Raw genomic sequence first — 26,866 nt, 5'->3', positions numbered from 1 at the left:
ACCAGGCCGACTACCGACACACCACGGCTACCGCTGCTTGACATAAACATTAGGCAGCAACCTCCTGCTCAGCGGGCTTGTCGGTCAGCGCCAGGAAAACCTCGTCCAGGCTGGGCTGGCCGAGTGAGAAGTCGTCGACGGTGATGCCGGCCCTCGCGAGTTCCGCCAGCGCGTGCGAAGCCTGTTCGGCGGCCCCGATTTCGGTGTCCTCACCGGAAATCCGCGCGGTCACGGCGAGCGGGTCGGACCCGGTCTGCACGGTCGCGCCGAGCGTGGCGGCCAGCACGCGCTCCGCGTCGGGGCGCTGCGCGGCCTCCCGCAGTCTGATGTGGACGGACCCGGCGCCCACGGACGACTTCAGCTCGCCCGGCGTGCCCTCGGCGATCACCTTGCCGTGGTCGATCACCGCGATGCGGGACGCCAGCCGGTCGGCCTCCTCCAGGTACTGCGTCGTGAGCAGCACGGTGGTGCCCTGCGCGACGATCACGCGCACGATGTCCCACACCTGGTTGCGGCTGCGCGGGTCCAGCCCGGTCGTCGGCTCGTCGAGGAACAGCACGTCCGGCGTGCGGATGATGCTCGCGGCGATGTCCAGCCGCCGCCGCATCCCGCCCGAGTAGCTCTTCACCTGCCGCCCGGCGGCGTCGGTCAGCCCGAACGCCTCCAGCAGCCGCTCGGTCCGCTGCCGCGCGGTGCGCTTGCGGTGCCCGAGCAGGCGGGCGAGCAGGTTCAGGTTCTCCTGCCCGGTCAGGTCCTCGTCCAGCGACGCGTACTGGCCGGTCAGGCTCACCCGGCGCCGCACCTCCGCCGCCTCGCGCACGACGTCGTGCCCGAAGACCCGCGCGGTCCCGTCGTCCGGGCGGGTGAGCGTGGCCAGCATCCGCACTGCCGTGGTCTTGCCCGCGCCATTGGGGCCGAGCACCCCGTACACCGTGCCGGCCGGCACGGCGAGGTCGACACCGTCGACCGCCCTGGTCTCCCCGAAGACCTTGACCAGGCCTTCCGTCTCGATCGCGAGATCCATCCCGTCTCCTTTCCCCCTGCCAGGCCTCGGAGGATAGGTGGATTTGTCCGGTTCGCGCACCTCCATTCTTGCGGTGCCCGCGCAGTACGCTGTTCAGATGCCCAGCACTCTTCGTGACCGGATCCTCGACGCCGGCGTCGAGCTGATCTGCACCGTGGGCTGGGACCGCGTCACGATGGGACAGCTCGCCCAGCGCGTCGGCGTCAGCAGGCAGATGGTCTACAAGGAGGTCGGCGCCCGCGACACGCTGGCCCGCGCGATCGTCGCCCGGCACGCCGAGCTGTTCCTGTCCGGCGTGGTCGACCGGCTGCGCGCCCACGGTGCCGACGCCGCCACCGGCATCCCCGCCGCGGTGGAGTACGTGCTCACCGCCGCCGCGGACGACCCGCTGCTCAAGGCCGTGCTGTCCGCCGCGCACGGCGGCACCCAGGACCTGCTGCCGCTGCTGACCACCGACCGCGGTCCCGTGCTGCGCCACGCGCTGTCCACGGTGCTGGCCGAGGCCACCGAGCTGTACGGCGGCCTCGGCCTCGCCGACCTGCCCACGCTCGCCGAGGTCGTGGTGCGGCTGACGCTGAGCCACCTCGTGCAGCCGTCGGGACCGGTCGAACACGCGGTGGCGCAGGCGGCGTGGGTGACCCGCGCCGCCCTGTCAGGGCCGCGGGATGTTGCGTAGGTTCGAGCGCGCCAGGTCGATCATGCGGCCGACGCCGCCGGTCAGCACCACCTTGCTCGCCGCGAGCATGAACCCCTTGAGCTGGCCGCCGCTGATGTGCGGCGGGATCGACAGCGCGTTCGGGTCGGTCACGACGTCGACGAGCGCGGGGCCGGGGTGCGCGAACGCCTCGGCCAGCGCGTCCCGGACCTTCGCCGGTTCCGTGACGCGGATGCCGTGCAGGCCCGCGCCTCGCGCGATCGCCGCGTAGTCCACGGAGTCGTGGTCGGTCTCGTGGTCGGGCAGGCCGTCCACGAGCATCTCCAGCTTGACCATGCCGAGCGAGGAGTTGTTGAACACCACGATCTTCACGGGCAGGTCGTGCAGCTTCACGGTCAGCAGCTCGCCCATCAGCATCCCGAGGCCGCCGTCGCCGGACATGGAGATCACCTGGCGGCCCGGCTGCGCCAGCTGCGCGCCGATCGCGTGCGGCAGTGCGTTGGCCATGCTGCCGTGCAGGAACGAGCCGATGACGCGGCGTCGGCCGTTCGGCGTGAGGTACCGCGCCGCCCACACGTTGCACATGCCGGTGTCCACTGTGAACACCGCGTCGTCGGCCGCCAGGTCGTCGAGGATGTCGGCGACGTACTCGGGGTGGATGGGCGTGTGCCGTTCGACGTTGCGGGTGTAGGCGTCGACGACGTGTTCCAGCGAGCGGGCGTGGTCGCGGAGCATCTCGTCGAGGAAGGCGCGGTCGGTCTTCTGCTCCAGCTTCGGCAGCACCGCCCGCAGTGTCTCCCGCAGGTCACCGTGCACGGCGAGGTCGAGCGGCGTCCGGCGGCCGAGGTGCGTGGCGTCGTGGTCGATCTGGATGGTGCGGGCCTGCGGCAGGAACCCGTCGTACGGGAAGTCCGTGCCGAGCAGGAGCAGCAGGTCGGCCTCGTGCATCGCGCGGTAGCAGGCGCCGTAGCCGAGCAGCCCGCTCATGCCGACGTCGTAGGGGTTGTCCCACTGGATCCACTCCTTGCCGCGCAACGAGTGCCCGACGGGGGAGTTGAGCTTGCCCGCCAGCTCCATCACCTCGGCGTGCGCGTCCCGCGTGCCCGCGCCGCAGAACAACGTGACCTTCTCGGCCCGGTTCAGCGCGTCCGCGAGCGCGTCGACCTGGCTCGGCGGCGGGACCGGCGTGGCCTGCTCGGTGACGAACTGGCTCGTGCCCGTAGGCACCTCCGACTCCAGGTGCGCGACGTCGCCCGGCAGCACGAGCACCGACACCTCGCCGCGGGTGATCGCGTGCTGGATGGCGATCCGCAGCACGCGCGGCATCTGCCCCGGCGTGGTGATCTGCTCGCAGTAGCCGCTGCAGTCGACGAACAGCCGCTCCGGGTGCGTCTCCTGGAAGAACTGCGTCCCGACCTGCGTGGCGGGGATGTGCGAGGCGAGCGCGAGCACCGGCACGCCCGAGCGGTGCGCGTCGTAGAGGCCCTGCACGAGGTGCGTGTTGCCGGGGCCGCAACTGCCCGCGCACACCGCCAGTTTCCCGGTCAGCTCCGCTTCGGCGGCCGCCGCGAACGCGCCGGCCTCCTCGTTGCGCACGTGCACCCATTCGATGCCCTCGGTGCGGCGGATCGCGTCGACGACCGGGTTGAGGCTGTCGCCCACCACGCCGTAGATCCGCGACACGCCCGCCTGGACGAGTACCTGCACGAACTGCTCTGCGACAGTGGGTCGCGCCATGTTCCGGTGCCTCCGCTCCGCTGACCGGTGTTCCGGTCCCCGATTGTGGTGCCGGGCGGCGGTTCGCGCACTGTCAGGCGTCCCACTCCGCGAGGACCGTGCTGGTGTCCGCACCCGGGCGCGGCGGCGGAGTGGGCTTCGCCGCCGGGGTGCGGGAGAACCGCGGCGCCGGGGCGGCCTGGGGCACGCCGTCGACGGTGATCACCGACTCGCGGGCGGCCAGGTGCGGGTGCCGGGCGACCTCGTCGAAGGACAGCACCGGCGTGACGCACGCGTCCGTGCCGTCGAAGATGGCCATCCACTCGTCACGGGTTTTGCGCACGATCACCTCGGTGAAGCGGGCCCGCAGCCGTGGCCAGCCTTCGCGGTCACCCTGCGGCGGGAGGTCCTCGTGCTCCAGCCCCAGCCCGCGCAGGAACTCGGCGTAGAACTGCGGCTCCAGCGCGCCCACGGCAAGGTGGCGGCCGTCCGCGCAGGTGTAGGTGTCGTAGTAGGGCGCGCCGCCGTCGAGCAGGTTGCTGCCGCGCGAGTCGGCCCAGCTCCCCGCCGCGAGGAAGCCCCACGTCATCTGCAGCAGCACACCCGTCCCGTCGACCATCGCCGCGTCCACGACCTGGCCCCGGCCCGACCGCTGCCGCTCCCACAGCGCGGCGAGCACACCGGTGACGAGGAACATCGACCCGCCGCCGAAATCACCGACCAGGTTCAGCGGCGGCACCGGCCGTTCCCCGGCGCGGCCGATCGCGTTGAGCGCCCCGGTGAGGGAGATGTAGTTGATGTCGTGCCCGGCGCGCGGCGCGAGCGGGCCGTCCTGACCCCAGCCCGTCATCCGGCCGTACACCAGCCCGGGGTTGCGCGCGAGGCAGTCGTCCGGCCCGACGCCGAGCCGTTCGGCGACACCGGGGCGGAAACCTTCGAGCAGCACGTCCGCCTTCGCGACGAGCCGCAGCACCAGCTCGCGGCCCTCGTCGGTCTTGAGGTTCGCGGCCACCGAACGGCGGTTGCGCAGCAACGCGTCCCCGGCGCGCCCGGTCGGATCGGCCGGGCTCGGCCGCTCGACGCGCACGACGTCCGCGCCGAGGTCGGCGAGCACCATCGCGGCGTGCGGCCCGGGGCCGATCCCGGCCAGCTCCACCACGCGCAGGCCCGCGAGCGGGCCGGCCATCAGGCGTCCTTCCTGGCGTGGATGAGGCCCTCCTGCGCGGCGGAGGCGATCAGCGTGCCGTCGCGGGAGAAGATGCGCCCTTCGGCGAGGCCACGCAGATCGCCCACTGCGGGGCTGCTTTTCGCGTAGTAGAGCCAGTCGTCGAAGCGGACCTCGTTGTGGAACCACAGCACGTGGTCCAGCGAGGTCAGGCCCTTGACGTCGGTGCGCAGCGTCGGGCGGAGGATCGACGACACGAACGTCAGGTCGCTGAAGTACGTGAGCACCGCGGCGGCGCTGACCCGGTCGTCGAGCTTGCCCGCCTTGGGGCGGAACCAGATGTCGTCGATCCAGCGCGGGTAGTCGCCCCGCTCCAGCGTCGCCGGGCGGACGTCGAACACGTCGTGCGGCTCGACCGTCCAGCCCGCGGGGTGCCGCCAGCCGAAGGGCGTGCACTTCTCCGGGTCCGGCGCCTCGGGCGCGTTCACCTGGTGCGTGGCGCCCGTGTGGTCGGTGGTGAACGAGCACTCCAGGCACAGGATCGGCTCGCCGTGCTGGATCGCGGTGACCCTGCGGCGGCGGAAGTTGCGGCCCTCCTGCAGCCGGTCCACGCGGAAGACCACGCGCGCGCCGGTGTCGCCGGGGCGCAGGAAGTACGCGTGCAGGGAGTGCGGCCCGGTCTCCGGCGGGACGGTCCGTTCCGCGGCCACGAGGGCCTGCGCGCACACCTCGCCGCCGAACAGCCGCCCGCCGGGCTCCCCGGTCGACCGGCTGCGGAAGATGTCCAGTTCGATCGGTTCGAGATCGAGGACGTCGAGGAGCGGCGCGAGCCCTTCACGGGCCGCGGGAACGGGTTCTGTCATCGGCTTCCTCACTCACCACGCCAGACCGGAGCGCGCTTCTCCGCGAAGGCACTGGCGCCTTCACGGGCGTCGGCCGATTCAAACACAGGCCGGGCCAGTGCCTGCTGGTGAGTGAAAGCCTCGTCACTCCGCCAGTCCGCGGAGCGGGTGATGATCTCCTTGCTCGCCCGCACCGCGAGCGGGGCGTTCGCGGCGATCCTGCCGGCGAGCGCGAGCGCCTCCGGCAGCGCCCCGCCCGGCTCGGTCAGCCGGTTGACCAGGCCGTGCCGGTGCGCGTCGGCGGCGGAGAAGGAGTCGCCGGTCAGCGCGTACTCCATCGCGAGCTGCGGTGGGATGCGGCGCGGCAGCCGCAGCAGCCCGCCGGCACCCGCCACCAGCCCCCGCTTGACCTCGGGGATGCCGAACCGCGCGTCCTCGGCGGCGACCACGAGGTCACACGCGAGCACCAGCTCGCACCCGCCGGCGAGCGCGTATCCCTCGACCGCGGCGATCATGGGTTTGCGGGGCGGCCGTTCGGTCATCCCCGCCAGCCCACGGCCGGGCAGCTGCACGACCTCGCCCCGCAGGAACGCCTTGAGGTCCATCCCGGAGGAGAACGTGCCCTCGGCGCCGGTGAGGATGCCCACGACGAGGTCGTCGCGTTCGTCGAGCACGTCGAGGGCGGCACTGACCCCCTGGGTGACCGCCGCGTTGATCGCGTTGCGCGCCCGCGGCCGGTTGATCGTGATCACCAGGACCGGCCCGTGCTCGGCGACCAGCACTTCGTCCGTCATCGCGCGCTCAGTGACCGGGCGATCACGTTCCTCTGCACCTCGCTGGTGCCCTCACCGATCTCCAGGATCTTCGCGTCCGCGTAGAAGCGGGAGATCGTCGATTCGCGGATGTAGCCGTACCCGCCGTGGATCTGCAGGCTCGCGCTCGCCACCCGGTTGGCCACTTCGGAGGCGTACAGCTTGGCCATGGCCGCGGCCTGGCCGAAGGGACGGCCCTGGTCGCCGAGCCAGGCGGCGCGGTAGACCAGCCAGCGGGCGGCCTGCACCTCGGTCGCCATGTCGGCGAGCTTGTGCCCGACCGCCTGGAACGCGCTTAGCGGGCGGCCGAACTGTTCACGCTCACCGGCGTGGCGGATCGCCAGGTCCAGTGCCGCCTGGGCGAGTGACAACGCCAGCGCGGCGACGCTGATGCGGCCCGCGTCGAGGACTTCGAGGAACTGGCGCAGCCCGTTGCCCTCCTCGCCGATCAGGTGGTCGTCGGGGATCCAGCAGTCGGTGAACACCAGCTCCCGCGTGTCGAGCGCGTGCCAGCCGAGCTTGCGCAGCGGCCTGCCCTTCTCGTAGCCGGGAGTACCGTCCGGGACGAAGAACGTGCCGTAGCGCTTCTTGCCGTTCGCGCCGGTGCCGGTCACCGCGAGGACGGTCACGCCGAGGCTCATCTCGGTGCCCGCGTTGCTGATGAACATCTTCGTGCCGTTGAGCACCCAGCCGTCCTCGGTGCGGCGGGCCCGCGTGCGGATGCCGGCCGCGTCGGAGCCCGCCGTCGGCTCGGTCAGCCCGAAGGCGCCGATGTTCTCGCCGGTGGCCAGCGGGGTGAGCCAGCGCCGCTTCTGCTCCTCGGTGCCGAACGCGGCCAGCGGCAGGGTCGCGATCGTCGAGTGCGCGTTCCACGCCGAGGCGATCGACTGGTCCGCCTCGCCGAGCGCCTCCATCGCGGCCACGTAGGACACGAAGCCCGCGTTCGCGCCGCCGTAGGCCTCGTCGACCAGCATGCCCATCAGGCCCAGCTCGCCGAGCTTGCGGAACACCTCGCTGGGGAAGTACGAGCGCTCGGACCAGTCGGCGGCGTGCGGAGTGATCTCCTTCGCCGCGAACTCGCGGCACATCTGTTGCAGCGCGGCGGTTTCCTCGGGCAGGTCGAAGTCCATGTCAGCGTTCCTCCGGGGCGAGCAGGATCTTGAGGTGGGAGCCCGATTCGAGTTCGGCGAAGGCTTCGGGCCCCCGGGACAGCGGGTACACGCCGGTCAGCAGCGGCGTGGGGTCGAAGCGTGCGGTGGCGATCAGGTCGAGCACGCGCGGGATGTCGAAGTTGTAGCCGAGTGAGCCGAGCACGGTCCGTTCGAAGGGCACGATCTGGGTCAGCGGCACGGAGACGTGCTCGCCGCTGATGCCCGCGAGCACGGCGCGGCCGCCGCGGCGGACGGTGGTGACCGCGAGCGCGGCGAGCTCCGGCCGCCCGGTCGCCTCGATCACGACGTCCGGCCCCACGCGGCCGGTGCGCAGGAAAACCTCCCGGCGCACGTCCGTGTGCGCCGGGTCGAAGACCTCTGTCGCGCCGAGTTCGGCCGCCCGCTTCGCGCGTGCCGGGGCCGGTTCGCTGACGTAGATCCCCGCCGCGCCGGCGAGCTTCAGCGCCATCAGCACGGCGATGCCGATGGGGCCCGCGCCGAGCAGCAGGGCGTGGTCGCCGGGCCGCACGGCGGCCCGGCGCACGGCGTGCAGGCCGACGGCGAGTGGTTCGGCGAGCGCGGCGAGTTCGTCGGACACGCCGTCGGGCACCGGCACGAGCCCTTCGACGGGCACGGTGACCAGCCGGGCGAACGCGCCGGGGGAGGCCAGGCCGACCGAGCCGCCCTTCGCGCAGATGTGGTACTCGCCGTGGCGGCACCAGCGGCACGTGCCACAGCGCAGGCAGGGGTCGACCGCCACGCGCGTGCCCTCCTCGACGCCGGGCACCGGACTGCCGAGGGCGACGACGCGGCCGCTGAACTCGTGCCCGAGCGTGATCGGCGGAGCGAGCCCGGTCAGCGGGTGGGGGCTGGTGCGGATGAGGTTCGGGCCGTGGCGGTACTCGTGCAGGTCGGTGCCGCAGATGCCGCAGTAGGCGACCTCGACCACCGCCTGGCCCGGCTCGGGCGCGGCGGGTTCGGGCACCTCCTCCAGCCGCAGCTCGCCTCTTCCGTGCCAGCGCAACGCTTGCATCCGACCCACCTTCGCGCCAGAGTTGTTTTTTCGAACAGTCGGTACAAGAATCGTGGTTCCCCGCCGGATGTCAAGGGGCGGGGTGGAAACACCGGGAAGGCAAGGGCAACAACGCAATGACTTCCACTCTGGCGAGCGACACGGTGACCGGCCTGGCCGCACTTGCCGAGATGTACCGGCGAATGCGGTTGATCCGGCAGTTCGAGGACCGTGCGTCGCGGCTGTACCGGACCAACGAGATCCCCGGCTTCCTGCACCTGTCGATCGGCCAGGAGGCGTCCGCGGTGGGCGCGTGCTGGCCGCTGGACGAGCGGGACGTGGTGACGTCGACGCACCGTGGGCACGGGCACTGCATCGCGAAGGGGCTCGACGTGACCGGCATGTTCGCCGAGCTGATGGGGCGGCGCACGGGCACGTGCCAGGGCCGTGGCGGGTCGATGCACATCGCCGATCCCCGCAAGGGGATCTTCGGCGCCAACGGGATCGTCGCGGCCGGGCTGCCCATCGCGGCGGGCGCGGCGACGGCGGCGCAACTGCGGGGCCGGGGCGGTGTGGTGCTGGCGTTCTTCGGCGACGGTGCCGTGGCGCAGGGGATGTTCCACGAGGCGGTGAACCTGGCCGCGGTCTGGCGGCTGCCGGTGATCTTCTGCTGCGAGAACAACCACTACGCCGAGTTCTCGCCTGCTGCCGACCAGCATCGCGCGACGCTCGCCGACCGCGCACGCGGGTACGGCGTGGACTTCGCGCGGGTGGACGGCAACGACGTCGTCGCGGTCGCGTCCGTGGTCGGGGAGCTGGTGGCGGGGTTGCGCGAGGGCGGTGGCCCGGTGTTGCTGGAGGCGGAGACCTACCGGTGGCACGGGCACTACGAGGGTGATCCGGAGCGGTACCGGGAACCGGCGGAACTGGCCGAGTGGAAGGCGCGGGATCCGCTGGTGCTGCTCGCCGGGCGGCTGGACCCCGGCCGGGTGGCGGAGCTCGACGCCGAGGTGGAGGCGGTGATCGACAAGGCGGTCGCGGAGGCGAGGGCGGCGGAGGAGCCGGCGCCGGAAACCCTGCACCACTACGTCGGCGTGCCGCGTGAGCCGGTGCCCGAGCCGCCGGAACCGGACGGCGAGGTGTTCCGCACGATGGACGGGGTGCGGGAGGCGCTGGAGCACGAGCTGGCGGCGGACGGGGACGTGTTCGTGGCGGGCATCGACGTCGGAGCGGGCGGGAACGTCTTCGGACTGACGCGGGGGCTCGCGGAGAAGTACCCCGGCCGCGTGCGGGACACGCCGATCTCGGAAAGCGCCATCATCGGGGCCGGGGTGGGCGCGGCGATGGCGGGGCTGCGGCCGGTGGTGGAGTTGATGTACTTCGATTTCCTCGGGGTGTGCCTGGATCAGCTGATGAACCAGGCCGCGAAGCTGCGGTTCATGACGGGCGGGGCGGTGAGCCTGCCGCTGGTGGTGCGCACGCAGTTCGGGGCCGGGAAGTCCTCGGGCAGCCAGCACTCGCAGAGCCTGGAGGCGCTGCTGGCGCACATCCCGGGGCTGACCGTGGTGATGCCGTCCACCCCGGCGGACACCTACGGGTTGTTGCGGGCCGCCATCCGGGATCCGAACCCGGTGGTGTTCGTGGAGAACCGGCTGCTGTACGGGCGCAAGGGGCCCAGGCCGCGCCCAGATCACCTGGTGCCGCTGGGAAGGGCGGCGATCCGGCGGCAGGGCACGGACGTGACGCTGGTGTCGTACTCGAAACTGGTGCACGACTGCGTCGCGGTCGCGGAGGAACTGGGGGAGGAGGGGATCAGCGCCGAGGTGATCGACCTGCGCACCATCGCCCCGCTGGACAAGGAGACGGTGCTCAGGTCCCTGGCGAAGACCGGCAGGCTCGTGGTGGCCCACCAGGCGGTGGAGCAGTTCGGGGTGGGGGCGGAACTGGCGGCCATCGCGGCCCAGGAGGGATTCTGGACGCTGGACGCCCCGGTGCTCAGGGTCGGAGCGGCGCACACTCCGGCGCCCTACGCGCCGGCGCTGGAGCGGGCATGGCTACCGGACCAGGAGCGGATCAAGGCAGCCGTGAGGCGGTCGGTGCTGGGGTAACAGCGGCAGCCGGATGGCCCTGCGGTTCGGCGCAGGGCCTCGATGCCGGATTCTGGGTCCTTCGGGGCTTACGCCTCCTCCCGCTCCCGGAACCTCCGTACCCGTTCCTCCAGGTCGTCGGCGTCGTACTCGGGGCTGCGGAAGCCTGAGATCAGCGTCGCGCAGTACTCCCTCGACAGGAACTCCGCGTTCCACTCCCCGCCGGGCTTCGCCCACTGGTAGGTGTGGTTGTGCATGTTCAGGAACTGCAGCATGGCCAGCCGGGGATCGAGTTCGCGGAAGGCACCCGTCTTCATCGCGGCGATCAGCAGGTCCTGCACGATCTTCTCGAACTCCCGGCGCTGGCGCAGCAGCCGTGCCCGGTTCGCGCCCCTCAGGTGCCGGTAGTCGTGCTCGTAGACCCAGATGTGGTCGAGCCGCGCGAGGATGAGCTCCAGCAGGGTCTGTGACAGCAACCGCAGCCGCAGCACCGGATCCTCGTCGAGCGCCGCGATGCGCCGGGCGGCGGTGAGCAGTGGCCGCAGCACCCGGTCCTGGATCTCGACGAGCAGGTTCTCCTTCGAGCCGATGTAGTAGTACAGCGCGCCCTTCGCCAGGCCGGCCACCTGGCCGATCTCGGCGATGCCCGTGGCGGCGTAGCCCTGCCTGGCGAACAGTTCGGCGGCCTGGTCGATGATCTGCTGACGCTTGATCTCGTAACCCGGCCCGTGGCCCGGTGGTCTCGGCATGGCTCAACAGCCTATCGGCCCCTCCCGCCCCCCGGGAGAAGAGTCCACTTCGTCCCCCGCGCTCTCACCCGGTACGGGCTTGTCAGTCCGCCGCCCCGAGCCTTACAGTGCTTCCCGTCACCGTTTCGTAGACCGACTGGTACACGAAACTCGCCACCGGCACAACACACTGGAGTGATGGCCCGTGAGTGATCATCAAACCGCTGTCCCGCAAGGGCTTTCCGTGCCCCGCGAAGAGGTCTCCGAAGCCGAGCTGCGGGAGCTGGGGGTCGACCTGGCGCGGGATTTCCCTGGCAGCACGGCCGCGGACTTCCGCCGTTACCCGGTGCTGTCCGAAGGCGGGTGGTTCCTCGCCGTGAAACACCAGAAAACGCTCGTCTCGGTAGCCCGCGAGCCGTGGCAGCTGCTCGGCCCGATCACCCTGACGTCCGACGGTCTCGACGTCTACTGAGGAAGGAGAACCACCCATGATCGGAGTAGACGTCGGCGGCACGTTCACGGACGTGGTGGCCATCGAGAACGGTGAGATCAAGACCGTCAAGGTCGCCACGGACGTGCGCACCACCGAACGCGGCGTGCTCAAGGGCGCCGAGGAGGCCGGGGTCAGCGCCGCGGAGGTGTTCAACCACGCCAGCACGCACGGGCTCAACGCCATCATCACCCGCCGCCTGCCCAAGATCGCCTTCCTCACCACCGACGGGCACCGCGACATCCTCGACATCGGCCGCACCTGGCGCCCGGTCGAGGGCCTGATGAACCCGGCGTGGCGCCGCTCCTACGGCGACGCGAACCGGCCGCTCGTGCCCCGTTACCTGCGCCGGGGCATCCGCGAGCGGCTCACCGCGGACGGCGGGGTGCTGATCCCGCTCGACGAGGAGCAGACGCGGGCCGAACTGGCCGTGCTGCGCCGCTGCGGCGTCGAGGGCGTGGCGATCTGCCTGCTCAACGCCTACGTCAACGACTCGCACGAGGAACGCCTGCGGCAGCTCGTGCACGAGGAGCTCGGTGACATCCCGGTGTCCATCTCCAGCGAGGTCTCACCGCTGGCCAAGGAGTTCGCGCGCGCCTCCACCACCGTGATCGACGTGTTCATGCGGCTGATCTACGACGACTACACCCGGCGCCTCGACGCGGGACTGCGGGAACTCGGCTTCGCCGGGGACCTGAACTTCGCCGACTGCGCCGCCCAGCTCGTGCGCTCCGACGTCGCCATGGAGCACCCGTTCCGGATCGTGTTCGCCGGCCCCGCCGCGGGCACCGTGTCCAGCGCGCACTTCGGCGGCCTGATCGACGCCACCAACCTGCTCTGCGCGGACGTCGGCGGCACCTCGTGCGACATCAGCATGGTCACCGACGGCAAGCCGTTCGTGAACACGACGTTCGAGCTGGAGCACGACCTCATCGTCAACGCACTGTCCAATGAGGTCTCCAGCATCGGTGCCGGCGGCGGCAGCCTCGTCACGATCAGCCCCGCCGGCGAGCTGAAGGTCGGCCCCGGCAGCGCGGGCGCCGACCCCGGCCCCGCGTGCTACGGCATCGGCGGCACCCAACCGACGACCACCGACACCTGTCTGCTCATGGGCATCATCGACCCCGACGGGTTCGCGGGCGGCCGGATGAAGCTCGACCCGGAGCTGTCCCGCCGGGCGTTCGAGGCGCTGGACACGAAGCTGTCGTTCGAGCAGCGCGTGTCGTACGCCTTCAACATCGGCATCAACAACATCGCCGAGGGCGTCACGAACATCGCCATCCAGCACGGCGTCGACCCGCGTGACTACAGCCTCGTCGCTTACGGCGCGGCGGGCCCGATGCTGCTGCCCGCGGTGCTCGACCTGGTGCACGCCGCCGAGGTCATCGTGCCGCCGCACCCCGGGCTGTTCTCCGCGCTCGGTCTGGTCAGCTCCGACCTCGTCTACGCCGACAGCCGCAGCGCGTACACGCTGCTGACCGCCGAAGCCGCCGAGTCGGTCGACAAGGTGTACCGGTCGATGGAGCAGCGGCTGACCGAGCGGCTGAAGGAGTCCGACCGCGGCAGGGTCACCTTCGTCCGCAGTTTCGACGGACGGCTGGCGGGCCAGACGTGGGAGACGCCGTTCATCGCGGTGCCCGACGGGGAGATCACCGCCGAGGGCGTCGAGCGGATGGTCGCGAACTTCCACGAGGCGTACGCCGAGCGCTCGGGCAACAAGTTCGAGGCGCTGCCGGTGCAGGGCGTGACCTACCGCGTGCAGGCCGTCGTGCACGCCGACAAGGTCGACTACCCGGTGCTGCCGGAGCGGCGTGCGGGCGAGAAGCCGGTGCCGACGCGCACACTCACGATCCGGTACCTCACCGGCGAGGACCTCGCGGCCGCCGAGTACCAGCGCGCGGACCTGCGTGCCGGGGACGAGATCCCCGGGCCCGCCGTGATCCGCGAGCCGTTGTCCACCACGTTCCTCGTGCCCGGCCAGACGGCGCACGTCGGGACCTACGGCGAACTGCGCATCCGCAAGGCGTGAAGGGGACGACCATGACTGTTTCACTGAAAGATCTCGACGACGCGCAGTTCGCGGAGCGGTACGGCGCCGACCGGTTCACCGCCTCCGTGCTCGCCAGCCGGATGCGCTACATCGTGCAGCACATGTGCACGGGGCTGCTGAACAACGCGTTCTCGCTGATCCTGCGTGACTGGTACGACTTCGCCGCGACGATCTCCGGCCCGCCGGAGCAGAACTACCCCATGTCGTCGGTGAGCAACAGCCTCGCGATGTTCCTCGGCACCATGTCGGAGGCCGTGCGCAACACGATCGAGGAGTACGGGCCGGAGAACCTGCGGCCCGGGGATGTGGTGATCTGCAACGACCCCTACCGCGCCGGCAACCACGTCAACGACATCTGCTTCATCCGCCCCGTGTTCTCGGGGGAGCGGTTGATCTCGTTCGTGACCCTGCGGGCGCACCAGCTCGACATGGGTGGGGTGGTGCCCGCGGGGTTCAGCGGCACCAAGCGCAACGTGTACGAGAACGGTCTCGTCATCGCGCCGACGCTGCTCTACCGCGACGACAAGCCGGTCAAATCGGCGTTCAACCTGATCTTCGACAACGCCCGCTACTGCGCGCTGCTGCTGCCCGACATCAAGACGATCTACGCGAACCTGCTGCTGGGCGAGCAGCTGATCCTGGAGAGCGTCGAGCGCTACGGCGTGGCCGCCTACCTCGGCGCGATCCGCTACAGCACCGACGTGTCCGCGGAGGCGATGCGCACCGCGCTGGCCGAGCTCCCGGACGGCGTGTACGAGGCAGAAGAGGGCATCGACTGCGACGGCATCGACGACTCCATCGAGTACCGGATCAAGGTGCGGATCACCAAGGCGGGGCCGCGGATGGAGGTGGACTTCAGCGGTACGTCCCCGCAGGCCCGCACGAGCATCAACGCGGGCATCCTCGACACCAAGACCGCGGTCGGCGTCGCGCTGAAGTTCCTCATCGACCCGGTCACGCCCTTCACGTCGGGTGCCTACCGCGACATCGACATCGTGCTGCCCGCGGGCACGTTCATCAGCGCCACCCCGCCGGACGGCGCGGTGTTCCTCTACTGGGAGAGCACCGGCCCGGTGCTGCTCGCGGTGTTCCGGGCACTGGAAAAGGCGCTGGGCCGCAAGGCCGTGGGCGGCGACTACGGCTCGCTGAACATCCACAACGCCAACGGGGTCCTGGAGGACGGCACGCCCTGGGTCACCACCGCGCAGTGCGGCGGCGAGCACGGGCCGTGGGGTGCGACGGAAGCGGGTGACGCCGACAGCTACTCCGTGGTGTACCAGGCGAACAACCTCGACCCGGCCACCGAGGCGATCGAGTCGGAGCTGCCCGCGGTGGTGCTGCGGAAGGAGTACGTGGCCGACAGCGGCGGCGCGGGGACCAACCGCGGCGGCGCGGCGGTCATGAAGGACACGCTCTACCTCACGGCGGCCGAGCACTGGTCGAGCCCGTTGCACACCAAGCGCGCCAGCGGCGTGGGCGTCTACGGCGGCCGCAGCGGCGGGCTCGGCGCGACGTGGGTGTTCTCGCCCGACCACGTGGACGTGGTGCGCAGCAAGGACCTCATCCCCACCGGCGACGAGGTCTACGCGGGCGCCACTCCGGTCGCCGGCATGCTGGACCCCGAGACGAAGTGCGTCGACCCGGACGGGGAGTACTTCTACTTCGCCAGCACGCCGGTCTGGCACACGAAACCACGCGCGGTGTTCCGCTACCTCACCAACGGGGGCGGCGGCTGGGGCAAGCCCACCGACCGCGACCCCGAGCGCGTCAAGACCGACGTGCGTGATGAGTACGTGACGATCGAGGGCGCCTACCGCGACTACGGCGTGGTCATCACCGGCGACCCCCGCACCGATCCGGAGGGGCTGCGGGTGGACCTCGCGGCCACCGAGAAGCGCCGCGCCGAGATGGCCGCGCAGTAAGGAGACCGCAGTGTCCTCTGTGGAACTGACCGAGCAGCAGCGGGAGCTGCGCGAGCGGTTCGTGTCCGAGCGCGGCTACTGGAACCAGTTCTGGGAGGGGCTGCTCAGCCTCGACCAGGAGTTCTTCGAGGCGTACCTGAATTTCTCCGCCGTGCCCTGGCGCAAGGGCGTGCTGGAGCCGAAGGTGCGCGAGCTGATCTACACCGCCATCGACGCCTCCACCACGCACCTCTACGAGCCCGGCCTGCGGCAGCACATCCGCAACGCGCTCGGCTACGGGGCGACGAAGGAGGAGATCATGGAGGTGCTGGAGCTGACGAGCGTGCTCGGCATCCACACGTGCACGCTCGGGGTGCCGGTGCTGATGGAGGAGCTCGCCGCGCACGAGCAGCGCAACGGCCGGCTGTCGTGACCGGCGTGCTCGACGCGGGCGGTCCCGCCGGGATGCGCGGCCGCCGGGCCGTCGTCACCGGCGCCGCCCGCGGCATCGGGGCCGGGATCGCCCGTGAGCTGGCCGCCGCGGGCGCCGAGGTGACCGTTTTCGACCTGCGGGACCCGGCCGGAACGGTAACCGCCATCCGGGAAGCCGGTGGCCGGGCCACGGGCAGGACGCTGGACGTCTCGGACCGCGCCGCCGTCGAGGAGGCGTTCGGCGAGCTGCCCGGGCTCGACACCCTGGTCACGTGCGCCGCGATCTACGGCGACACGGTGGCGGTCGACGAGCTGGGAGAGTCCGAAGTGGACGCGGTGCTGGGCGTGAACGTCAAGGGCACGCTGTGGTCGATCAAGGCCGCGCTGCCGTTGCTGCGGGACGGCGGCGGCACCGTGGTCTGCATCGGTTCGGTGGCGGGCAAGGTCGGCGGCGTGCTCGCCGGGCCGCACTACGTCGCCAGCAAGGGCGCCGTGCACGCGCTGGTGAAGTGGCTCGCCAAAACCGAGGCGCGGCACGGCATCACCGCCAACGCGGTCGCCCCCGGCGTGGTGGACACCGACATGGTGGCGGGACGGGGCTACCGGCCGGATTACTGCCCGCTGGGCAGGCTCGCCCGGCCCGAGGAGATCGCGCGGGTCGCGGCGTTCCTCGCTTCGCCCGCCGCGAGCTACCTGACCGGCGCCGTGGTGGACGTCAACGGCGGCTACGCGATGTGAGGAGGCAGGAATGGACTGCGCTGTAGTCACCGGCGCCGCGTCCGGGATCGGGCGGGCGTGTGCGCTGCGCTTGGCGGAAAGCGGTTTCACCGTGGCGCTGCTGGACGTGGGCGACGCGGGGGAGACCCGTCGGCTGGTGGAGGAGCGGGGCGGCACGGCTGCCGGTTTCGCGGTCGACGTCACCGACGAGGCCGCCGTCGCCGGCGTCGTCGGGCGGCTGCCCGGCCCGCCCAGGGTGCTCGTCAACGCCGCGGGGATCATCATCCGCAAGAAGCTGCTGGAGACCTCGGTGCAGGAGTGGCGCCGGGTCGTCGACGTCAACCTCACCGGGTACTTCGTCCTGCTGCGGCAGGTCATCCCGGCGATGGCCGCGGCAGGGGGCGGCTCCATCGTGCAGATCGCGTCGATCGCCGGTCACACCGGCTACGGCTTCTCGTCCTACACCGCGGCGAAGGGCGGGGTCCTCGCGCTGACCCGCCAGCTCGCCGCGGAACTGGCCGAGCAGGGCATCCGGATCAACTCGGTCAGCCCCGGGGTGGTCCACAGCGGACTGAACAGGGACACGCTGGGCAACGAGGTCATCCGCTCGGCCACGGTCGGCAACATCCCACTGGGCCGCATCGGCGAGCCCGACGACATCGCGAAGGTCGTCGCGTTCCTCGCCGGGCCGGACGCGGCGTTCGTCACCGGTGCCGATCTGGTGGCCGACGGGGGCATGATCAGCACCATCCACTGGGGCAAGGCCGGCGGCGAGCTGCACAGCTTCCACAGCAGGGAGGGTTGATGGACAACTTCGCCGGGGTGCTCGACCACAACGTCGGCCGTTACCCCGACAAGATCGTGCTCACGCAGGGCGAGCGGCGGCAGACCAACCGGGAGTTCCTCACTCGCGTCAACGCGCTCGCGGCCGGGTTGCGGGAGCTGGGCATCGGCCGTGGGGACGTGGTGGCCCTGCTGCTGTACAACCACCTCGAGTTCCTGGAGGCGGTGTTCGCGCTCAACCGGATCGGGGCGGCGTTCCTCCCGCTGAACTACCGGCTCTCACCCGCCGAGTGGGAGTTCATCCTCGGGCACGCCGAGGCGGCGGCGTTGCTGACCGAGCCGGAGTTCGCCGACGCGGTGTGCGGGATTCCCGTGCCGCGCAAGCTGTTGCTCGGCGGTTCCCGCGACGGCTGGGTGTCCTACGAGGACCTGGTAGCCGGGCACCTCGGGGAGAGCGTACCCGTCGAACCGGTGGGGCCGGACGACCTGCAGCGCCTGATGTACACCTCGGGCACCACGTCGCGGCCGAAGGGCGTGCGCATCACCCACACCAACCTGCTGGCCAAGAACCTCGGCCACATCGTGGAATTCGGCATCACGGGTGAGGACACCACGCTCGTCTGCGGTCCGCTCTACCACGTCGGCGGCCTCGATCTGCCCGGGCTCGGTACCCTGCACGCGGGTGGTTCCCTGGTCGTGCTGCGGAAGTTCGACGCCCGCGAGGTGGTGGACACGATCGAACGCGAGCGCCCGACGAACGTGTGGCTCGCGCCGTCGATGATGAACGCCCTGCTCCAGCTGCCGGATCTGTCCCGGCGGGACACGTCGTCGATCCGCTTCATCATCGGTGGCGGGGAGAAGATGCCGGTGCCGCTGGTGGAACGCATCCGCGCCGCGTTCCCGTCCGCGTGGTTCGCCGACGCCTACGGGCTCACCGAAACCGTCTCCGGCGACACGTTCAACGACCCCGGGCACATGCTGTCGAAGGTGGGGTCCGTCGGGCGGCCCGTGGTGCACCTTCGGGTGCGGATCGTGGACGAGCTGGGTGCCGAGGTGCCCGCCGGGCAGCTGGGCGAGATCACGTTGTCCGGACCGAAGGTGTTCTCCGGTTACTGGCGTGACGAGGAAGCGACGGCGAAGGCGTTGCGGAACGGGTGGTTCCACACCGGCGACATCGGCCGCGTCGACGAGGACGGCTACCTCTACGTGGAGGACCGCAAGAAGGACATGATCGTTTCCGGGGGCGAGAACATCGCCACGCCCGAGGTGGAACGCGTGCTGTACGAGCACCCGGACGTGGTGGAGGCCGCCGTCGTGGGCAAGTCCCACGAGCGGTGGGGCGAGGTGCCGCTGGCGTTCGTGGTGCTGCGCGCAGGCGCGGCGGTGACGGCGGAGGAGCTGGCGGCGTTCTGCCGCGAACGACTCGCGAAGTTCAAAGTGCCCGCGGAGATCCGGTTCCTCGACGAACTGCCACGCACGCCGTCGGGCAAGGTGCTCAAGCGCGACCTGCGGTCCCTGCCGGTGATCGCGTGACCGGTTTCGACCTGACCGGGCGCACGGCGTGGGTGACGGGTGCGGGCAAGGGCCTCGGCCGCGCGATCGCGCGGGGCCTCGCCGCGGCGGGCGCGAGGCTGGTGCTCACCTCCCGCACCCGCGCCGATCTCGAGGACCTGGCCGCGGAGCTGGGGGAGGGCACGCTCGTCCTGCCCGGCTCCGTCGCCGATGCCGGGTTCGCGGACGAGTGCGCCGAGCGCATCGGGCACCTCGACGTGCTCGTCCACTGCGCCGGGATCAGCCCGACGTTCAAGCGCAGTGAGCGCGTGACCGACGAGGAGTGGCAGCAGGTGCTGCGCGTCAACCTCGACGGGACGTGGTTCTGCTGCCGCGCCGCCGGGCGGCGGATGCTGGAACGGGGCGGGGGCAGCATCGTCACCGTCTCGTCCGTGCACGGCACGACGGGCTTCGAGCGGATCGCGGCGTATGCGGCGAGCAAGGGCGGGGTCGAGGCGCTGACCCGGGTGCTGGCGGTGGAGTGGGCCGACCGCGGCGTGCGCGTGAACGCCCTCGCGCCCGGCTACTTCGCCACCGACCTGTCCGGCGGGCTGATGGCGAGCCGCTGGGGCGAGGTGATCCACCGCGGCGTGCCGCAGGGGCGGATCGGCGCGGCGGATGAGCTGGCGGGCGCGGCTGTCTTCCTGGCGAGCGACGCCTCGTCGTACGTCACCGGCACCACCCTCTACGTCGATGGTGGCTGGACGGCGCACTAGGCTGCTGGGTCTTCCCGAGCTTCTTCGTACGCGTTCGCGTCGCCCCGTGCCCACGCCTCGGCGAGCGAGCCGACCACCAACGTCACTGCCGTCCTCAGCTCGGGTGCGGCCACGATCTTCCTCCCCGGGTGACGTATCTGCGTTGTGCAATATCTGCACAAATACAGATGATGCTCGTGGCAACCTCGACGCCTGCACCGTCCGAGTGGTACGCGCTCAGCCCGCTCGCCCTCGAGGGGCCGTAGACCTCCGGCCAGCTGTCCGCCGCCACGGGCCGGGCACGTACGCCGGAGCGGGCACCCGGAGGATCGCCGCAAGGTGGTGGTCGAACGGGTCCCCGGCGCACGGTCCGAGATCGAAACGATCGTCGGCCCCCGGCGCCACATCGCCGACGTCCTCACGCGGACCGGGGCGTGCCGGGCCGAACGCGCAGCCCCCCGAGCGATCGGTCCCGGCACGCCCCGCCATTGTCCCTGGTCAGCGCTCCGCGTGCGGGACGGTTTCAGCCGAACGGGCGGAAGCGCGGCGGGGTCTCGCCCGCCTCCCACAGCAGCCGCGCGCACGTGTCGACCAGGACGAACGGGAGTTCCTCCGTGACGGGCATGTGCCGGATCGCGGGGTAGACCGCCTCGCCGAGCACGACCGGCTGCGAGGTCTGGAGCACGGCGGGCTCGCCGTCGGCGTCGAGGGTGACCACGACGGCGGTGCCGTCGGCCATCCGCAGGATGGTCGTGCCCGCGGAGTCGCTGTTCGGCGGGGTGAACCGGGCGCCGGTGCCGGCGTAGTGGCCGCGCAGGCCGGGATCGATGCGCTGCCAACGGGTGTCGCCGCCCGAGACCAGCCGCGGGTCGCCCGTCGCGGCGAGTTCCTCGCGCACCGCCTCGACCACCTGCCGGACGGGGATCGAGGGGTCGACGGGCTCGATCACCTCGTAGAGGAGGAAGCGCGTCTCGCCCGGGGCGGGCGGCAGCAGGAACAGGTGGAGCAGGGTGAAGTGCTCGTCCGCCGCCCGGGTCATCGTGATCAGCCTGCGCACCAGCAGGCCGCGCAGCCGGGCCGCCCGTTCGCCGTCCATCGCCGAGAGACTCGGCGCCAGGGATCGCACACCCGCACCCTACAAAGCGTCGCTTACGTGACGATCATCACACCTGTAAGTGTGATCGCCGATTGGGGGGCATCCGAGGCGCACTGGGAGCGAAGGAGGACAACATGCGCACAGCGTTGGGGGCGGCCTCGGGAGCCGCGCTGGTGGCGGCGGGTCTGGCCCTTTCGGCCTGCTCGGCGGACGGGAGCACGGCGGCGCCGGCCGCCCAGCAGGAGAACTCGCCGGACCGGGTGGTGGCCGCGGCGTACGAGAAGACGACGGACGCGCGCACCGCGAAGACGAAGATCGACACCCAGGTGTCCGCGAACGGGCAGTCCATGCCGATCAGCGCGTCCGGCGTGATCGACTTCGCCGGCCGCGCCGCCCAGCTGACCACGACCCTGCCGGGCGGGGCGGGCACCAGCGAGACCAGGTTCGTCAACGGCACCGTCTACCAGCAGCTGCCGGGTCAACTGGGGGCCCAGCTCTCCGGCGGCAAGCCGTGGATCTCGATCGACGCGGAGAAACTGGCGCAGCAGCAGTACGGCGCCTCGCTGGACGACCTGGGCACCAATCTGACCGACCCGGCCGACACGCTGGGCTACCTGCGTGGCGCGAGCGACCAGGTGCGGGAGATCGGGCCGGACACGGTGGACGGCACGCCGACGAAGCACTACGACGTGACGCTGAACCTGGACAAGGCCGCCGCCGGGCAGTCGCCGCAGGTGCAGCAGGGGACCCAGCGGCTGGAGCAGCAGCTGGGCACGCACACCCTGCCCGCCCAGGTCTGGCTCGACGACCAGGGCCGCCTGCGGAAGCTGACCACGGAGGAGAAGATCACGCCGACGACGAGCGCGTCCGCCTCGCCGGGCGCCGCGCAGACCGGGCCGGTGACCATCTCGATCACGGAGACCTTCTCCGACTTCGGCACGCCGGTGAGCGTGACCGCGCCGCCCGCGGACCAGACCGCGGACGTGACGGACCGGCTCACGCAGCAGGGCGGTCGCTGACCGGGCCGTAGCGGGTGGCGGTGGCACTGGTCAGGTGGGCCCAGTAGCGCTCACCGTACGACCAGTGCCACCACTCGGTGGGGTAGTTGCCAGGCCCGCCCGGGTGAGCGCGGCGGCGAGGAGGTCGCGGTTCCGGCGGGCCCGGGCGGAAATCCCGGCGGCGTCGGTGAAACAGGCGCCGCGGCTGCTTTCCGGGTCGGCGTTCACCGCGGTGCCGAGGTCGAGTTCCTCGCCGTCGGCGGTGGCCAGTGTGAGGTCGACGGCCCCGCCGGTGCAGTGCGGCGCGACCTCGGGCGGGGAGACGAACTTGCTCGCCTCCACGTGCAGCCGTTCGCCGGACCAGTCGGGGTGGTTGGCCCGGAGTTGCGCCTGGTAGCCGGAGAAGTAGCGTTCCTGCAGTTCGGGGGAGCGGTAGCCCTCGACGATCAGCAGCCGCAGGCCGCCGGGGAGCGCGGCTTGTGCGGAGAGCAGCCGCCGGACGACGTCCTCGCGGAGCAGCGGCGAAATCCCGGGGGAGCGCGGGGCGAACGGGAGCCCGGGTGAGGTGATCAGCTCCTCGCCGTTGTCGGAGACGGGGATGGCGGCGATGCGCGGGTCGGACAGCAGCACGGTCATGGCACCCATCCTGTACGGCAGGATGGCCCCGTGGACGAGCTGATCGCGAAGCTGGCCGAGGTCGGGCGCCGGGCGGTGGAGCTGGGGCTGGTGGTGGCGAGCGGCGGCAACCTGTCGGCGCGGCTGCCCGGCGCTCGGGAATTCGTCGTGACAGCCGCCGGGACGTGGCTGGACCGGCTGCGGCCCGAGGACTTCGTGAGGATGACCCTCGACGGCGAGACCGTCAGCGGGGCCGCGCGGCCGTCGAGCGAGTGGAAGCTGCACCAGCGCACGTACCGGGTGCGCGAAGACGTCAATGCGATCGTCCACGTGCACCCGCAACACGCCGTGCTCGTCGACGCGCTCGGCCACCCGATCCGGCTGTTCACCCTCGACCACGCGACGTACGTGCGCAGCGTCGGGCGCACCGCCTTCCACCCCAACGGTTCTGACGAGTTGGCCGACGCGGCGGCGGAGCAGGCCAGGGAACACAACTGCGTCCTGCTGGCGCACCACGGCTGTTCCACACTGGGCGCCGACGTCGACATGGCGTTCCGGCGGGCGCTCAACCTGGAGGAAGCGGCAGTGGCGACCTACAGGGCCCTCACCCTCGGCGACACGACGACCGCCTTTCCCGCGGAGGCATGGGGTTCGGTACACGAGGTGGGTTGAGCAGTGGGCGCCGCCTGTTCGCCTACGGGACCAAACCCCTGGGCCGCGTTGGCTGCGGCCGTCCTGCTCGTGCGGCTGACCGATCAGGCGTTCACACCCGCCCGGAACGCCCGCCGGTAGGCGCCCGGCGTCGTGCCCAGGGCGGTCGCGAAACGCCGGCGCAGGTTGGTCGCCGACGACAGGCCCGTGCGCCGGGCGATCGCGTCCAGCGGGAGGTCCGTCGACTCCAGCAGGTCCTGCGCCGCCGCGATCCGCTGCGTCAGCAGCCACTGCCCGGGGCTCGTGCCCAGCTGGTCCGCGAAGCGCCGCGCCAGGGTGCGCGGCGACAGGCCCGCGTGCGCCGCCATGTCCTCCAGCGTCACCGGGTCACCGAGCCGGCCCGCGACCCACTCCAGCAACGGCGCCAGCGTGCCGTCGATCTGCGCGGGGTGCGGCGGCGCCGCGTACTGCAGCTGCCCGCCCTCGCGGTGCGGCGGCATCACCATCCGCCGCGCGACCTGCGCCGCGTACCGGGCGCCCTGGTCCTTGCGCACCAGGTGCAGGCACAGGTCGAAACCCGCCCCGGCACCCGCGCTCGTGGCCACGTCACCGTGGTCGACGTACAGCACGTCCGGGTTGAGCCGGACGCGCGGGAAGCACGCCGCGAACTCCTCCGCCTGCGCCCAGTGCGTCGTCGCCTCGCGGCCGTCGAGCAGGCCGGCGTGCGCCAGCGCGAACGCGCCCGAGCAGATGCTCACCACGCGCGCCCCGCAGGAGTGCGCGTCCCGCAGGGCCTGGACGACGGCGGGGGAGGGCGGCACCTCCGTCGGCAGCCAGCCGGGCACGATCACCGTGTCGGCGCGGCCGAGCGCGTCCAGCCCCTGCCGCACCAGCATGTCGAACCCGGCGTACGTGCCGACCCGGCCGGGCTCCTCCGTGCACACCTCGAAGGCGTACCGCGTCGGCAATCCCTGTCGCTCCACCCCGAACACCTGTGCCGCGCACCCCAGTTCGAACGTCGACTGCGGCGCGCGGACGAGGGCCACCACGCGATGCATGGCAAAAAAGTACCGCAGGATGTCTTTCCTGACACTCGGCGGTGCGGCACCCGTTCGTCAGGCTGGTGCCATGACGACACAGCACACCCCCGGTTACGTGTGGTCCGCGGTCGAGGACGCCCCGGTCCGCGAGCTCTTCCCCGGTATCCGCCTGCGCACGCTGTGGCGCGGCGACGGCGGCGCCACGGCCCACGTCCTGGAGATGGACCCCGGTTCGCACTGGGAGGGCATCGACGTGCACGAACCGGGCCCCGAGGAGGTGTTCGTGGTTTCCGGCGTCTTCAACGACGGCGAGCGGGACTACCCGGCGGGCTCGTTCATCCACGCCCCCGCCGGGTCCTCCCACGTGCCGCAGACGACGGCCGGCAGCACGCTGTTCCTCTTCTACCCCGAGGGCTGACTACAGCAGCTTGTCCAGCGTGATCGGCAGGTCGCGGACGCGGACGCCCGTCGCGTGGTGCACCGCGTTCGCGACCGCCGCGGCCACGCCCGTGATGCCGACCTCGCCCGCCCCGAGGATGCCCAGCGGCGTCGACGGATCCGGATCGTCCAGAGTGGACACTTCGATGGGCGGCACGTCGGCGTGCACGGGGACGTGGTACTCGGCGAGGCTCGGGTTCATCACGCGCCCCGTGCGCGGGTCGACGAGGGTTTCCTCCGCCAGCGCCATGCCCAGCCCCATCACGATCCCGCCGCGCAGCTGGCTGTGCGCCGTCTTGCGGTTGACCACCGTGCCGATGTCGAACACCGCGAGCCAGCGCGAAACCCGCACCTCGCCGGTCTCCGGATCCACCCGCACCTCGCAGAAGTGCGCCCCCGACGCCGCTTTCACCCAGCGCCGCTGCTCCCGGAGGTACCGCGCCACGAACCGCACCTGCCCGGTCACCCGCCCGAACCGGCTGTCCGAACCGACCGCCGCCTCCACGTACGGCTTGCCCGCCCGCCGCAGGATCTCAGCGGGGGAGTCCCCGCCGGTGCGCTTCGCCAGCGCCGCCAACGACCGCCGGACCTTGCCGCACGCTTCGCTGAGACTCCGCGCCACGCTCGCCGTCTGCGCGGACCCGCCCGCGGCGGGCCCCATCGGCAGCGCCGAGTCCCCGTACTCGACGCGCACCGCGTCGAACGGCACGCCCAGCGCGTCCGCGGCGACCTGCGCCTGCGCGGTCGCGCCGCCCATGCCCATCTCCTGGAACCCGCAGCGCACCACCACGGTCCCGTCCGCGGACAGGCGCACGTGCACGTTCGCCGGGAACTCCACCGCCGGGTGGTACGCCGAGGCCGCCCCGAACCCCACCAGCCAGCGGCCGTCCCGCATGGACCGCGGCCGCGGCGCCCGCTCGTGCCAGCCGAACCGCTGCGCGCCCACCTCGTAGGCCTGGCGCAGCCTCCGGTGCGAGAACTCCTTGCCGTCCAACGGGTTCGTGTGCGGTTCGTTGCGCAGGCGCAGTTCGACGGGGTCCACGCCGAGTTCCTCGGCCAGTTCGTCCACAGCGGACTCCAGCGCGAAGGTGCCGATCGACTCGCCGGGCGCGCGCATGAACGTGTTCGGCAGCAGGTCCATCGTCACGGTCTCCTGCCGCACCAGGATGTTCTCCGCGCCGTACAGGTGCCGCGACTGCGAGGTGATCTGCTCGGGCATCCCGCCGGTCCGCCCGAGCCGCGCGACGCTGGTGTGCACCAGCGCGGTCAGCTTCCCGTCCCGGCCGGCGCCCAGCGCGACGCGCTGCACCGACGGAGTGCGGCCGCCGACCGTCCGGTAGACCCCTTCCCTGGTCTGCAGCAGCCGCACCGGCCTGCCGGTCGCCCTCGCCGCGAGCGCGGCGAGGAGCGTGCCCGCCCAGACGCTGCCCTTGCCGCCGAACCCGCCGCCGACGAACGGCGCGATCACCCGCACGTCCGCGACCGGGATGCCGAACCGCACCGCCAGGTGCGAGCGGAACCAGTCGATCCCCTGCGTGGAGTCGTGCACGGTGAGCCGGTTCCCGTCCCAGACCGCCGTCGTGGCGTGCGGTTCGATCGCGTTGTGCGAGTGGCCCGGCGTCGTGTAGGTGTGGTCCACGGACACCGGCGCGGCGGCCAGCGCGGCTTCCGCGTCGCCCTTCTTCTCCTCGCCCTTCGCCAGCACGCTGTTCGCCTGGAGCTCGGCGTGCGGTACCGCCGCCGCGAAGTCCACAATGGATGGAAGGGGCTCGTACTCGGCCCGCACGAGCCCGGCGGCTTTCCGTGCGGCGGTGGAGGTTTCCGCGACGACGACCGCGATCGGCTGCCCGTCCCAGTGCACCTCGTCGTCCTGCAGGTAGTTGACCGAGGTGCCGGAGACCATGGTGCTGAGGTTCAGCGGGGTGACCTTCGGCGCCGGCTTGAGCGGCGGCGCGTTGAGGTGGGTGAGCACGGTGAGCACGCCCGGTACTGCGGCCGCCTCCTCGGTGTGCAGCCGGGTGATCCGGCCGCGGCTCACGGTCGCGAACGCCAGCGCGGCGTGCACGAGGCCGGGGTAGTCCTGCTCGGCGGCGAAGCGGACGGCGCCGGTGGTCTTGGCCTTGCCGTCGACCCGGTCCAGTGGCTGCCCGACGACGGTCATGCCGCCCTACCTTTCAGGGATGTCCGCGGTCCGCGAGGATCGGCGGATGCAGGTGG

At 71.7% G+C, this 26,866-nt stretch carries 25 protein-coding genes; 13 read left to right on the top strand and 12 right to left on the bottom strand.

The annotated features are described in order from the left end of the window. Positions 1–49: 49 nt before the first annotated feature. Complete coding sequence (locus ABFX51_RS13375) at positions 50–1,024, bottom strand: ATP-binding cassette domain-containing protein (protein WP_346053854.1); 975 nt, start codon at positions 1,022–1,024, stop codon at positions 50–52. A 97-nt stretch (positions 1,025–1,121) separates the two neighbouring features. On the opposite strand from ABFX51_RS13375, the gene ABFX51_RS13370 reads away from it, so the two are divergent. Beyond that, a complete protein-coding gene (locus ABFX51_RS13370; RefSeq protein ID WP_091512156.1) occupies positions 1,122–1,700 on the top strand; it encodes a TetR/AcrR family transcriptional regulator in 579 nt (192 codons plus the stop codon). Here ABFX51_RS13370 and ABFX51_RS13365 read toward each other — a convergent pair. From ABFX51_RS13365 to ABFX51_RS13340, 6 genes are all read right to left on the bottom strand, one after another. Beyond that, a complete protein-coding gene (locus ABFX51_RS13365; RefSeq protein ID WP_091512158.1) occupies positions 1,677–3,416 on the bottom strand; it encodes a pyruvate dehydrogenase in 1,740 nt (579 codons plus the stop codon). The two genes, ABFX51_RS13370 and ABFX51_RS13365, sit on opposite strands and share 24 nt — an antisense overlap. A 73-nt stretch (positions 3,417–3,489) precedes the next feature. Then, complete coding sequence (locus ABFX51_RS13360; protein ID WP_346053853.1) at positions 3,490–4,581, bottom strand: CaiB/BaiF CoA transferase family protein; 1,092 nt, start codon at positions 4,579–4,581, stop codon at positions 3,490–3,492. After that, positions 4,581–5,423, bottom strand: a complete 843-nt coding sequence (locus ABFX51_RS13355) for an acyl-CoA thioesterase (protein ID WP_346053852.1) — start codon at positions 5,421–5,423, stop codon at positions 4,581–4,583. Before ABFX51_RS13355 ends, ABFX51_RS13360 begins: the two co-directional genes overlap by 1 nt. Positions 5,424–5,431: 8 nt before the next feature. After that, entirely contained in the window at positions 5,432–6,196 is a 765-nt protein-coding gene (locus tag ABFX51_RS13350) for a crotonase/enoyl-CoA hydratase family protein (protein ID WP_091512166.1), read from the bottom strand. Next, positions 6,193–7,344, bottom strand: a complete 1,152-nt coding sequence (locus ABFX51_RS13345; RefSeq protein WP_091512168.1) for an acyl-CoA dehydrogenase family protein — start codon at positions 7,342–7,344, stop codon at positions 6,193–6,195. Before ABFX51_RS13345 ends, ABFX51_RS13350 begins: the two co-directional genes overlap by 4 nt. A gap of 1 nt (position 7,345) precedes the next feature. Then, the gene (locus ABFX51_RS13340) at positions 7,346–8,398 is read right to left on the bottom strand and encodes an alcohol dehydrogenase catalytic domain-containing protein (protein ID WP_177228860.1); all 1,053 of its coding nucleotides are present in this window, start codon (positions 8,396–8,398) and stop codon (positions 7,346–7,348) included. A gap of 116 nt (positions 8,399–8,514) precedes the next feature. Here ABFX51_RS13340 and ABFX51_RS13335 point away from each other — a divergent pair, with 116 nt between their 5' ends. Continuing rightward, on the top strand, positions 8,515–10,485 hold the full coding sequence (locus ABFX51_RS13335; protein WP_346053851.1) for an alpha-ketoacid dehydrogenase subunit alpha/beta: 1,971 nt from the start codon (positions 8,515–8,517) through the stop codon (positions 10,483–10,485). 68 nt (positions 10,486–10,553) lie between these two features. Here the strand turns inward: ABFX51_RS13335 and ABFX51_RS13330 are convergent, their stop codons facing one another. Further along, positions 10,554–11,213: a TetR/AcrR family transcriptional regulator gene (locus tag ABFX51_RS13330; protein ID WP_091512176.1), complete on the bottom strand. Its 660-nt coding sequence runs from the start codon at positions 11,211–11,213 to the stop codon at positions 10,554–10,556. Positions 11,214–11,436: 223 nt separating this feature from the next. Here ABFX51_RS13330 and ABFX51_RS13325 point away from each other — a divergent pair, with 223 nt between their 5' ends. The 8 genes from ABFX51_RS13325 to ABFX51_RS13290 are packed head-to-tail and all read left to right on the top strand — an operon-like array spanning position 11,437 to position 19,832. Further along, complete coding sequence (locus ABFX51_RS13325; RefSeq protein ID WP_091512177.1) at positions 11,437–11,664, top strand: hypothetical protein; 228 nt, start codon at positions 11,437–11,439, stop codon at positions 11,662–11,664. Positions 11,665–11,680: 16 nt separating this feature from the next. Further along, positions 11,681–13,711 (top strand): hydantoinase/oxoprolinase family protein, encoded by a 2,031-nt coding sequence (locus ABFX51_RS13320; RefSeq protein WP_091512180.1) that lies wholly within the window; start codon positions 11,681–11,683, stop codon positions 13,709–13,711. 11 nt (positions 13,712–13,722) lie between these two features. Then, positions 13,723–15,654 (top strand): hydantoinase B/oxoprolinase family protein, encoded by a 1,932-nt coding sequence (locus tag ABFX51_RS13315; protein WP_091512352.1) that lies wholly within the window; start codon positions 13,723–13,725, stop codon positions 15,652–15,654. Between the two features lie 10 nt (positions 15,655–15,664). Continuing rightward, positions 15,665–16,066, top strand: a complete 402-nt coding sequence (locus ABFX51_RS13310) for a carboxymuconolactone decarboxylase family protein (RefSeq protein ID WP_091512182.1) — start codon at positions 15,665–15,667, stop codon at positions 16,064–16,066. Then, positions 16,063–16,803 (top strand): SDR family NAD(P)-dependent oxidoreductase, encoded by a 741-nt coding sequence (locus ABFX51_RS13305; protein ID WP_245783238.1) that lies wholly within the window; start codon positions 16,063–16,065, stop codon positions 16,801–16,803. The genes ABFX51_RS13310 and ABFX51_RS13305 overlap by 4 nt, the downstream gene beginning before the upstream one ends. 10 nt (positions 16,804–16,813) lie before the next feature. Next, entirely contained in the window at positions 16,814–17,587 is a 774-nt protein-coding gene (locus ABFX51_RS13300) for an SDR family NAD(P)-dependent oxidoreductase (RefSeq protein WP_091512184.1), read from the top strand. Beyond that, the gene (locus ABFX51_RS13295; protein ID WP_346053850.1) at positions 17,587–19,098 is read left to right on the top strand and encodes an acyl-CoA synthetase; all 1,512 of its coding nucleotides are present in this window, start codon (positions 17,587–17,589) and stop codon (positions 19,096–19,098) included. The genes ABFX51_RS13300 and ABFX51_RS13295 overlap by 1 nt, the downstream gene beginning before the upstream one ends. After that, entirely contained in the window at positions 19,095–19,832 is a 738-nt protein-coding gene (locus tag ABFX51_RS13290; protein WP_346053849.1) for an SDR family NAD(P)-dependent oxidoreductase, read from the top strand. Before ABFX51_RS13295 ends, ABFX51_RS13290 begins: the two co-directional genes overlap by 4 nt. Positions 19,833–20,334: 502 nt before the next feature. On the opposite strand, the gene ABFX51_RS13285 is transcribed toward ABFX51_RS13290, so the two are convergent. Beyond that, entirely contained in the window at positions 20,335–20,907 is a 573-nt protein-coding gene (locus ABFX51_RS13285; RefSeq protein WP_091512192.1) for a hypothetical protein, read from the bottom strand. Positions 20,908–21,041: 134 nt separating this feature from the next. Here ABFX51_RS13285 and ABFX51_RS13280 point away from each other — a divergent pair, with 134 nt between their 5' ends. After that, positions 21,042–21,926: an SCO4651 family lipoprotein gene (locus tag ABFX51_RS13280; protein ID WP_091512194.1), complete on the top strand. Its 885-nt coding sequence runs from the start codon at positions 21,042–21,044 to the stop codon at positions 21,924–21,926. Positions 21,927–21,956: 30 nt separating this feature from the next. Here the strand turns inward: ABFX51_RS13280 and ABFX51_RS13275 are convergent, their stop codons facing one another. Next, positions 21,957–22,541 carry a M15 family metallopeptidase gene (locus ABFX51_RS13275; protein ID WP_346053848.1) on the bottom strand — a complete coding sequence of 195 codons (585 nt, stop codon included), beginning with the start codon at positions 22,539–22,541 and terminating at the stop codon, positions 21,957–21,959. 30 nt (positions 22,542–22,571) lie between these two features. Here ABFX51_RS13275 and ABFX51_RS13270 point away from each other — a divergent pair, with 30 nt between their 5' ends. Next, on the top strand, positions 22,572–23,192 hold the full coding sequence (locus ABFX51_RS13270) for a class II aldolase/adducin family protein (RefSeq protein WP_346053847.1): 621 nt from the start codon (positions 22,572–22,574) through the stop codon (positions 23,190–23,192). A gap of 83 nt (positions 23,193–23,275) precedes the next feature. Here ABFX51_RS13270 and ABFX51_RS13265 read toward each other — a convergent pair whose 3' ends face one another. Further along, positions 23,276–24,229, bottom strand: coding sequence for a GlxA family transcriptional regulator (locus ABFX51_RS13265; RefSeq protein ID WP_346053846.1), 954 nt, complete (start codon positions 24,227–24,229; stop codon positions 23,276–23,278). 70 nt (positions 24,230–24,299) lie between these two features. Between ABFX51_RS13265 and ABFX51_RS13260 the strand changes: the two genes are divergently transcribed. After that, complete coding sequence (locus ABFX51_RS13260) at positions 24,300–24,629, top strand: cupin domain-containing protein (protein WP_346053845.1); 330 nt, start codon at positions 24,300–24,302, stop codon at positions 24,627–24,629. Here the strand turns inward: ABFX51_RS13260 and ABFX51_RS13255 are convergent, their stop codons facing one another. After that, the gene (locus ABFX51_RS13255; RefSeq protein WP_346053844.1) at positions 24,630–26,810 is read right to left on the bottom strand and encodes a xanthine dehydrogenase family protein molybdopterin-binding subunit; all 2,181 of its coding nucleotides are present in this window, start codon (positions 26,808–26,810) and stop codon (positions 24,630–24,632) included. It abuts the gene before it with no gap. Between the last annotated feature and the right edge of the window lie 56 nt (positions 26,811–26,866).

Source organism: Amycolatopsis dongchuanensis, from assembly GCF_039542405.1.
GTDB lineage: Bacteria > Actinomycetota > Actinomycetes > Mycobacteriales > Pseudonocardiaceae > Amycolatopsis_E > Amycolatopsis_E sacchari.
This window is presented reverse-complemented; position numbering and strand designations above follow the sequence as displayed.

Coding starts and splice junctions, on each gene's coding strand:
- ABFX51_RS13375 (WP_346053854.1), bottom strand. CDS start 1,024: ATGGATCTCGCGATCGAGACGGAAGGCCTGGTCAAGGTCTTCGGGGAG.
- ABFX51_RS13370 (WP_091512156.1), top strand. CDS start 1,122: ATGCCCAGCACTCTTCGTGACCGGATCCTCGACGCCGGCGTCGAGCTG.
- ABFX51_RS13365 (WP_091512158.1), bottom strand. CDS start 3,416: ATGGCGCGACCCACTGTCGCAGAGCAGTTCGTGCAGGTACTCGTCCAG.
- ABFX51_RS13360 (WP_346053853.1), bottom strand. CDS start 4,581: ATGGCCGGCCCGCTCGCGGGCCTGCGCGTGGTGGAGCTGGCCGGGATC.
- ABFX51_RS13355 (WP_346053852.1), bottom strand. CDS start 5,423: ATGACAGAACCCGTTCCCGCGGCCCGTGAAGGGCTCGCGCCGCTCCTC.
- ABFX51_RS13350 (WP_091512166.1), bottom strand. CDS start 6,196: ATGACGGACGAAGTGCTGGTCGCCGAGCACGGGCCGGTCCTGGTGATC.
- ABFX51_RS13345 (WP_091512168.1), bottom strand. CDS start 7,344: ATGGACTTCGACCTGCCCGAGGAAACCGCCGCGCTGCAACAGATGTGC.
- ABFX51_RS13340 (WP_177228860.1), bottom strand. CDS start 8,398: ATGCAAGCGTTGCGCTGGCACGGAAGAGGCGAGCTGCGGCTGGAGGAG.
- ABFX51_RS13335 (WP_346053851.1), top strand. CDS start 8,515: ATGACTTCCACTCTGGCGAGCGACACGGTGACCGGCCTGGCCGCACTT.
- ABFX51_RS13330 (WP_091512176.1), bottom strand. CDS start 11,213: ATGCCGAGACCACCGGGCCACGGGCCGGGTTACGAGATCAAGCGTCAG.
- ABFX51_RS13320 (WP_091512180.1), top strand. CDS start 11,681: ATGATCGGAGTAGACGTCGGCGGCACGTTCACGGACGTGGTGGCCATC.
- ABFX51_RS13315 (WP_091512352.1), top strand. CDS start 13,723: ATGACTGTTTCACTGAAAGATCTCGACGACGCGCAGTTCGCGGAGCGG.
- ABFX51_RS13300 (WP_091512184.1), top strand. CDS start 16,814: ATGGACTGCGCTGTAGTCACCGGCGCCGCGTCCGGGATCGGGCGGGCG.
- ABFX51_RS13295 (WP_346053850.1), top strand. CDS start 17,587: ATGGACAACTTCGCCGGGGTGCTCGACCACAACGTCGGCCGTTACCCC.
- ABFX51_RS13285 (WP_091512192.1), bottom strand. CDS start 20,907: ATGGACGGCGAACGGGCGGCCCGGCTGCGCGGCCTGCTGGTGCGCAGG.
- ABFX51_RS13280 (WP_091512194.1), top strand. CDS start 21,042: ATGCGCACAGCGTTGGGGGCGGCCTCGGGAGCCGCGCTGGTGGCGGCG.
- ABFX51_RS13275 (WP_346053848.1), bottom strand. CDS start 22,541: ATGACCGTGCTGCTGTCCGACCCGCGCATCGCCGCCATCCCCGTCTCC.
- ABFX51_RS13265 (WP_346053846.1), bottom strand. CDS start 24,229: ATGCATCGCGTGGTGGCCCTCGTCCGCGCGCCGCAGTCGACGTTCGAA.
- ABFX51_RS13260 (WP_346053845.1), top strand. CDS start 24,300: ATGACGACACAGCACACCCCCGGTTACGTGTGGTCCGCGGTCGAGGAC.
- ABFX51_RS13255 (WP_346053844.1), bottom strand. CDS start 26,810: ATGACCGTCGTCGGGCAGCCACTGGACCGGGTCGACGGCAAGGCCAAG.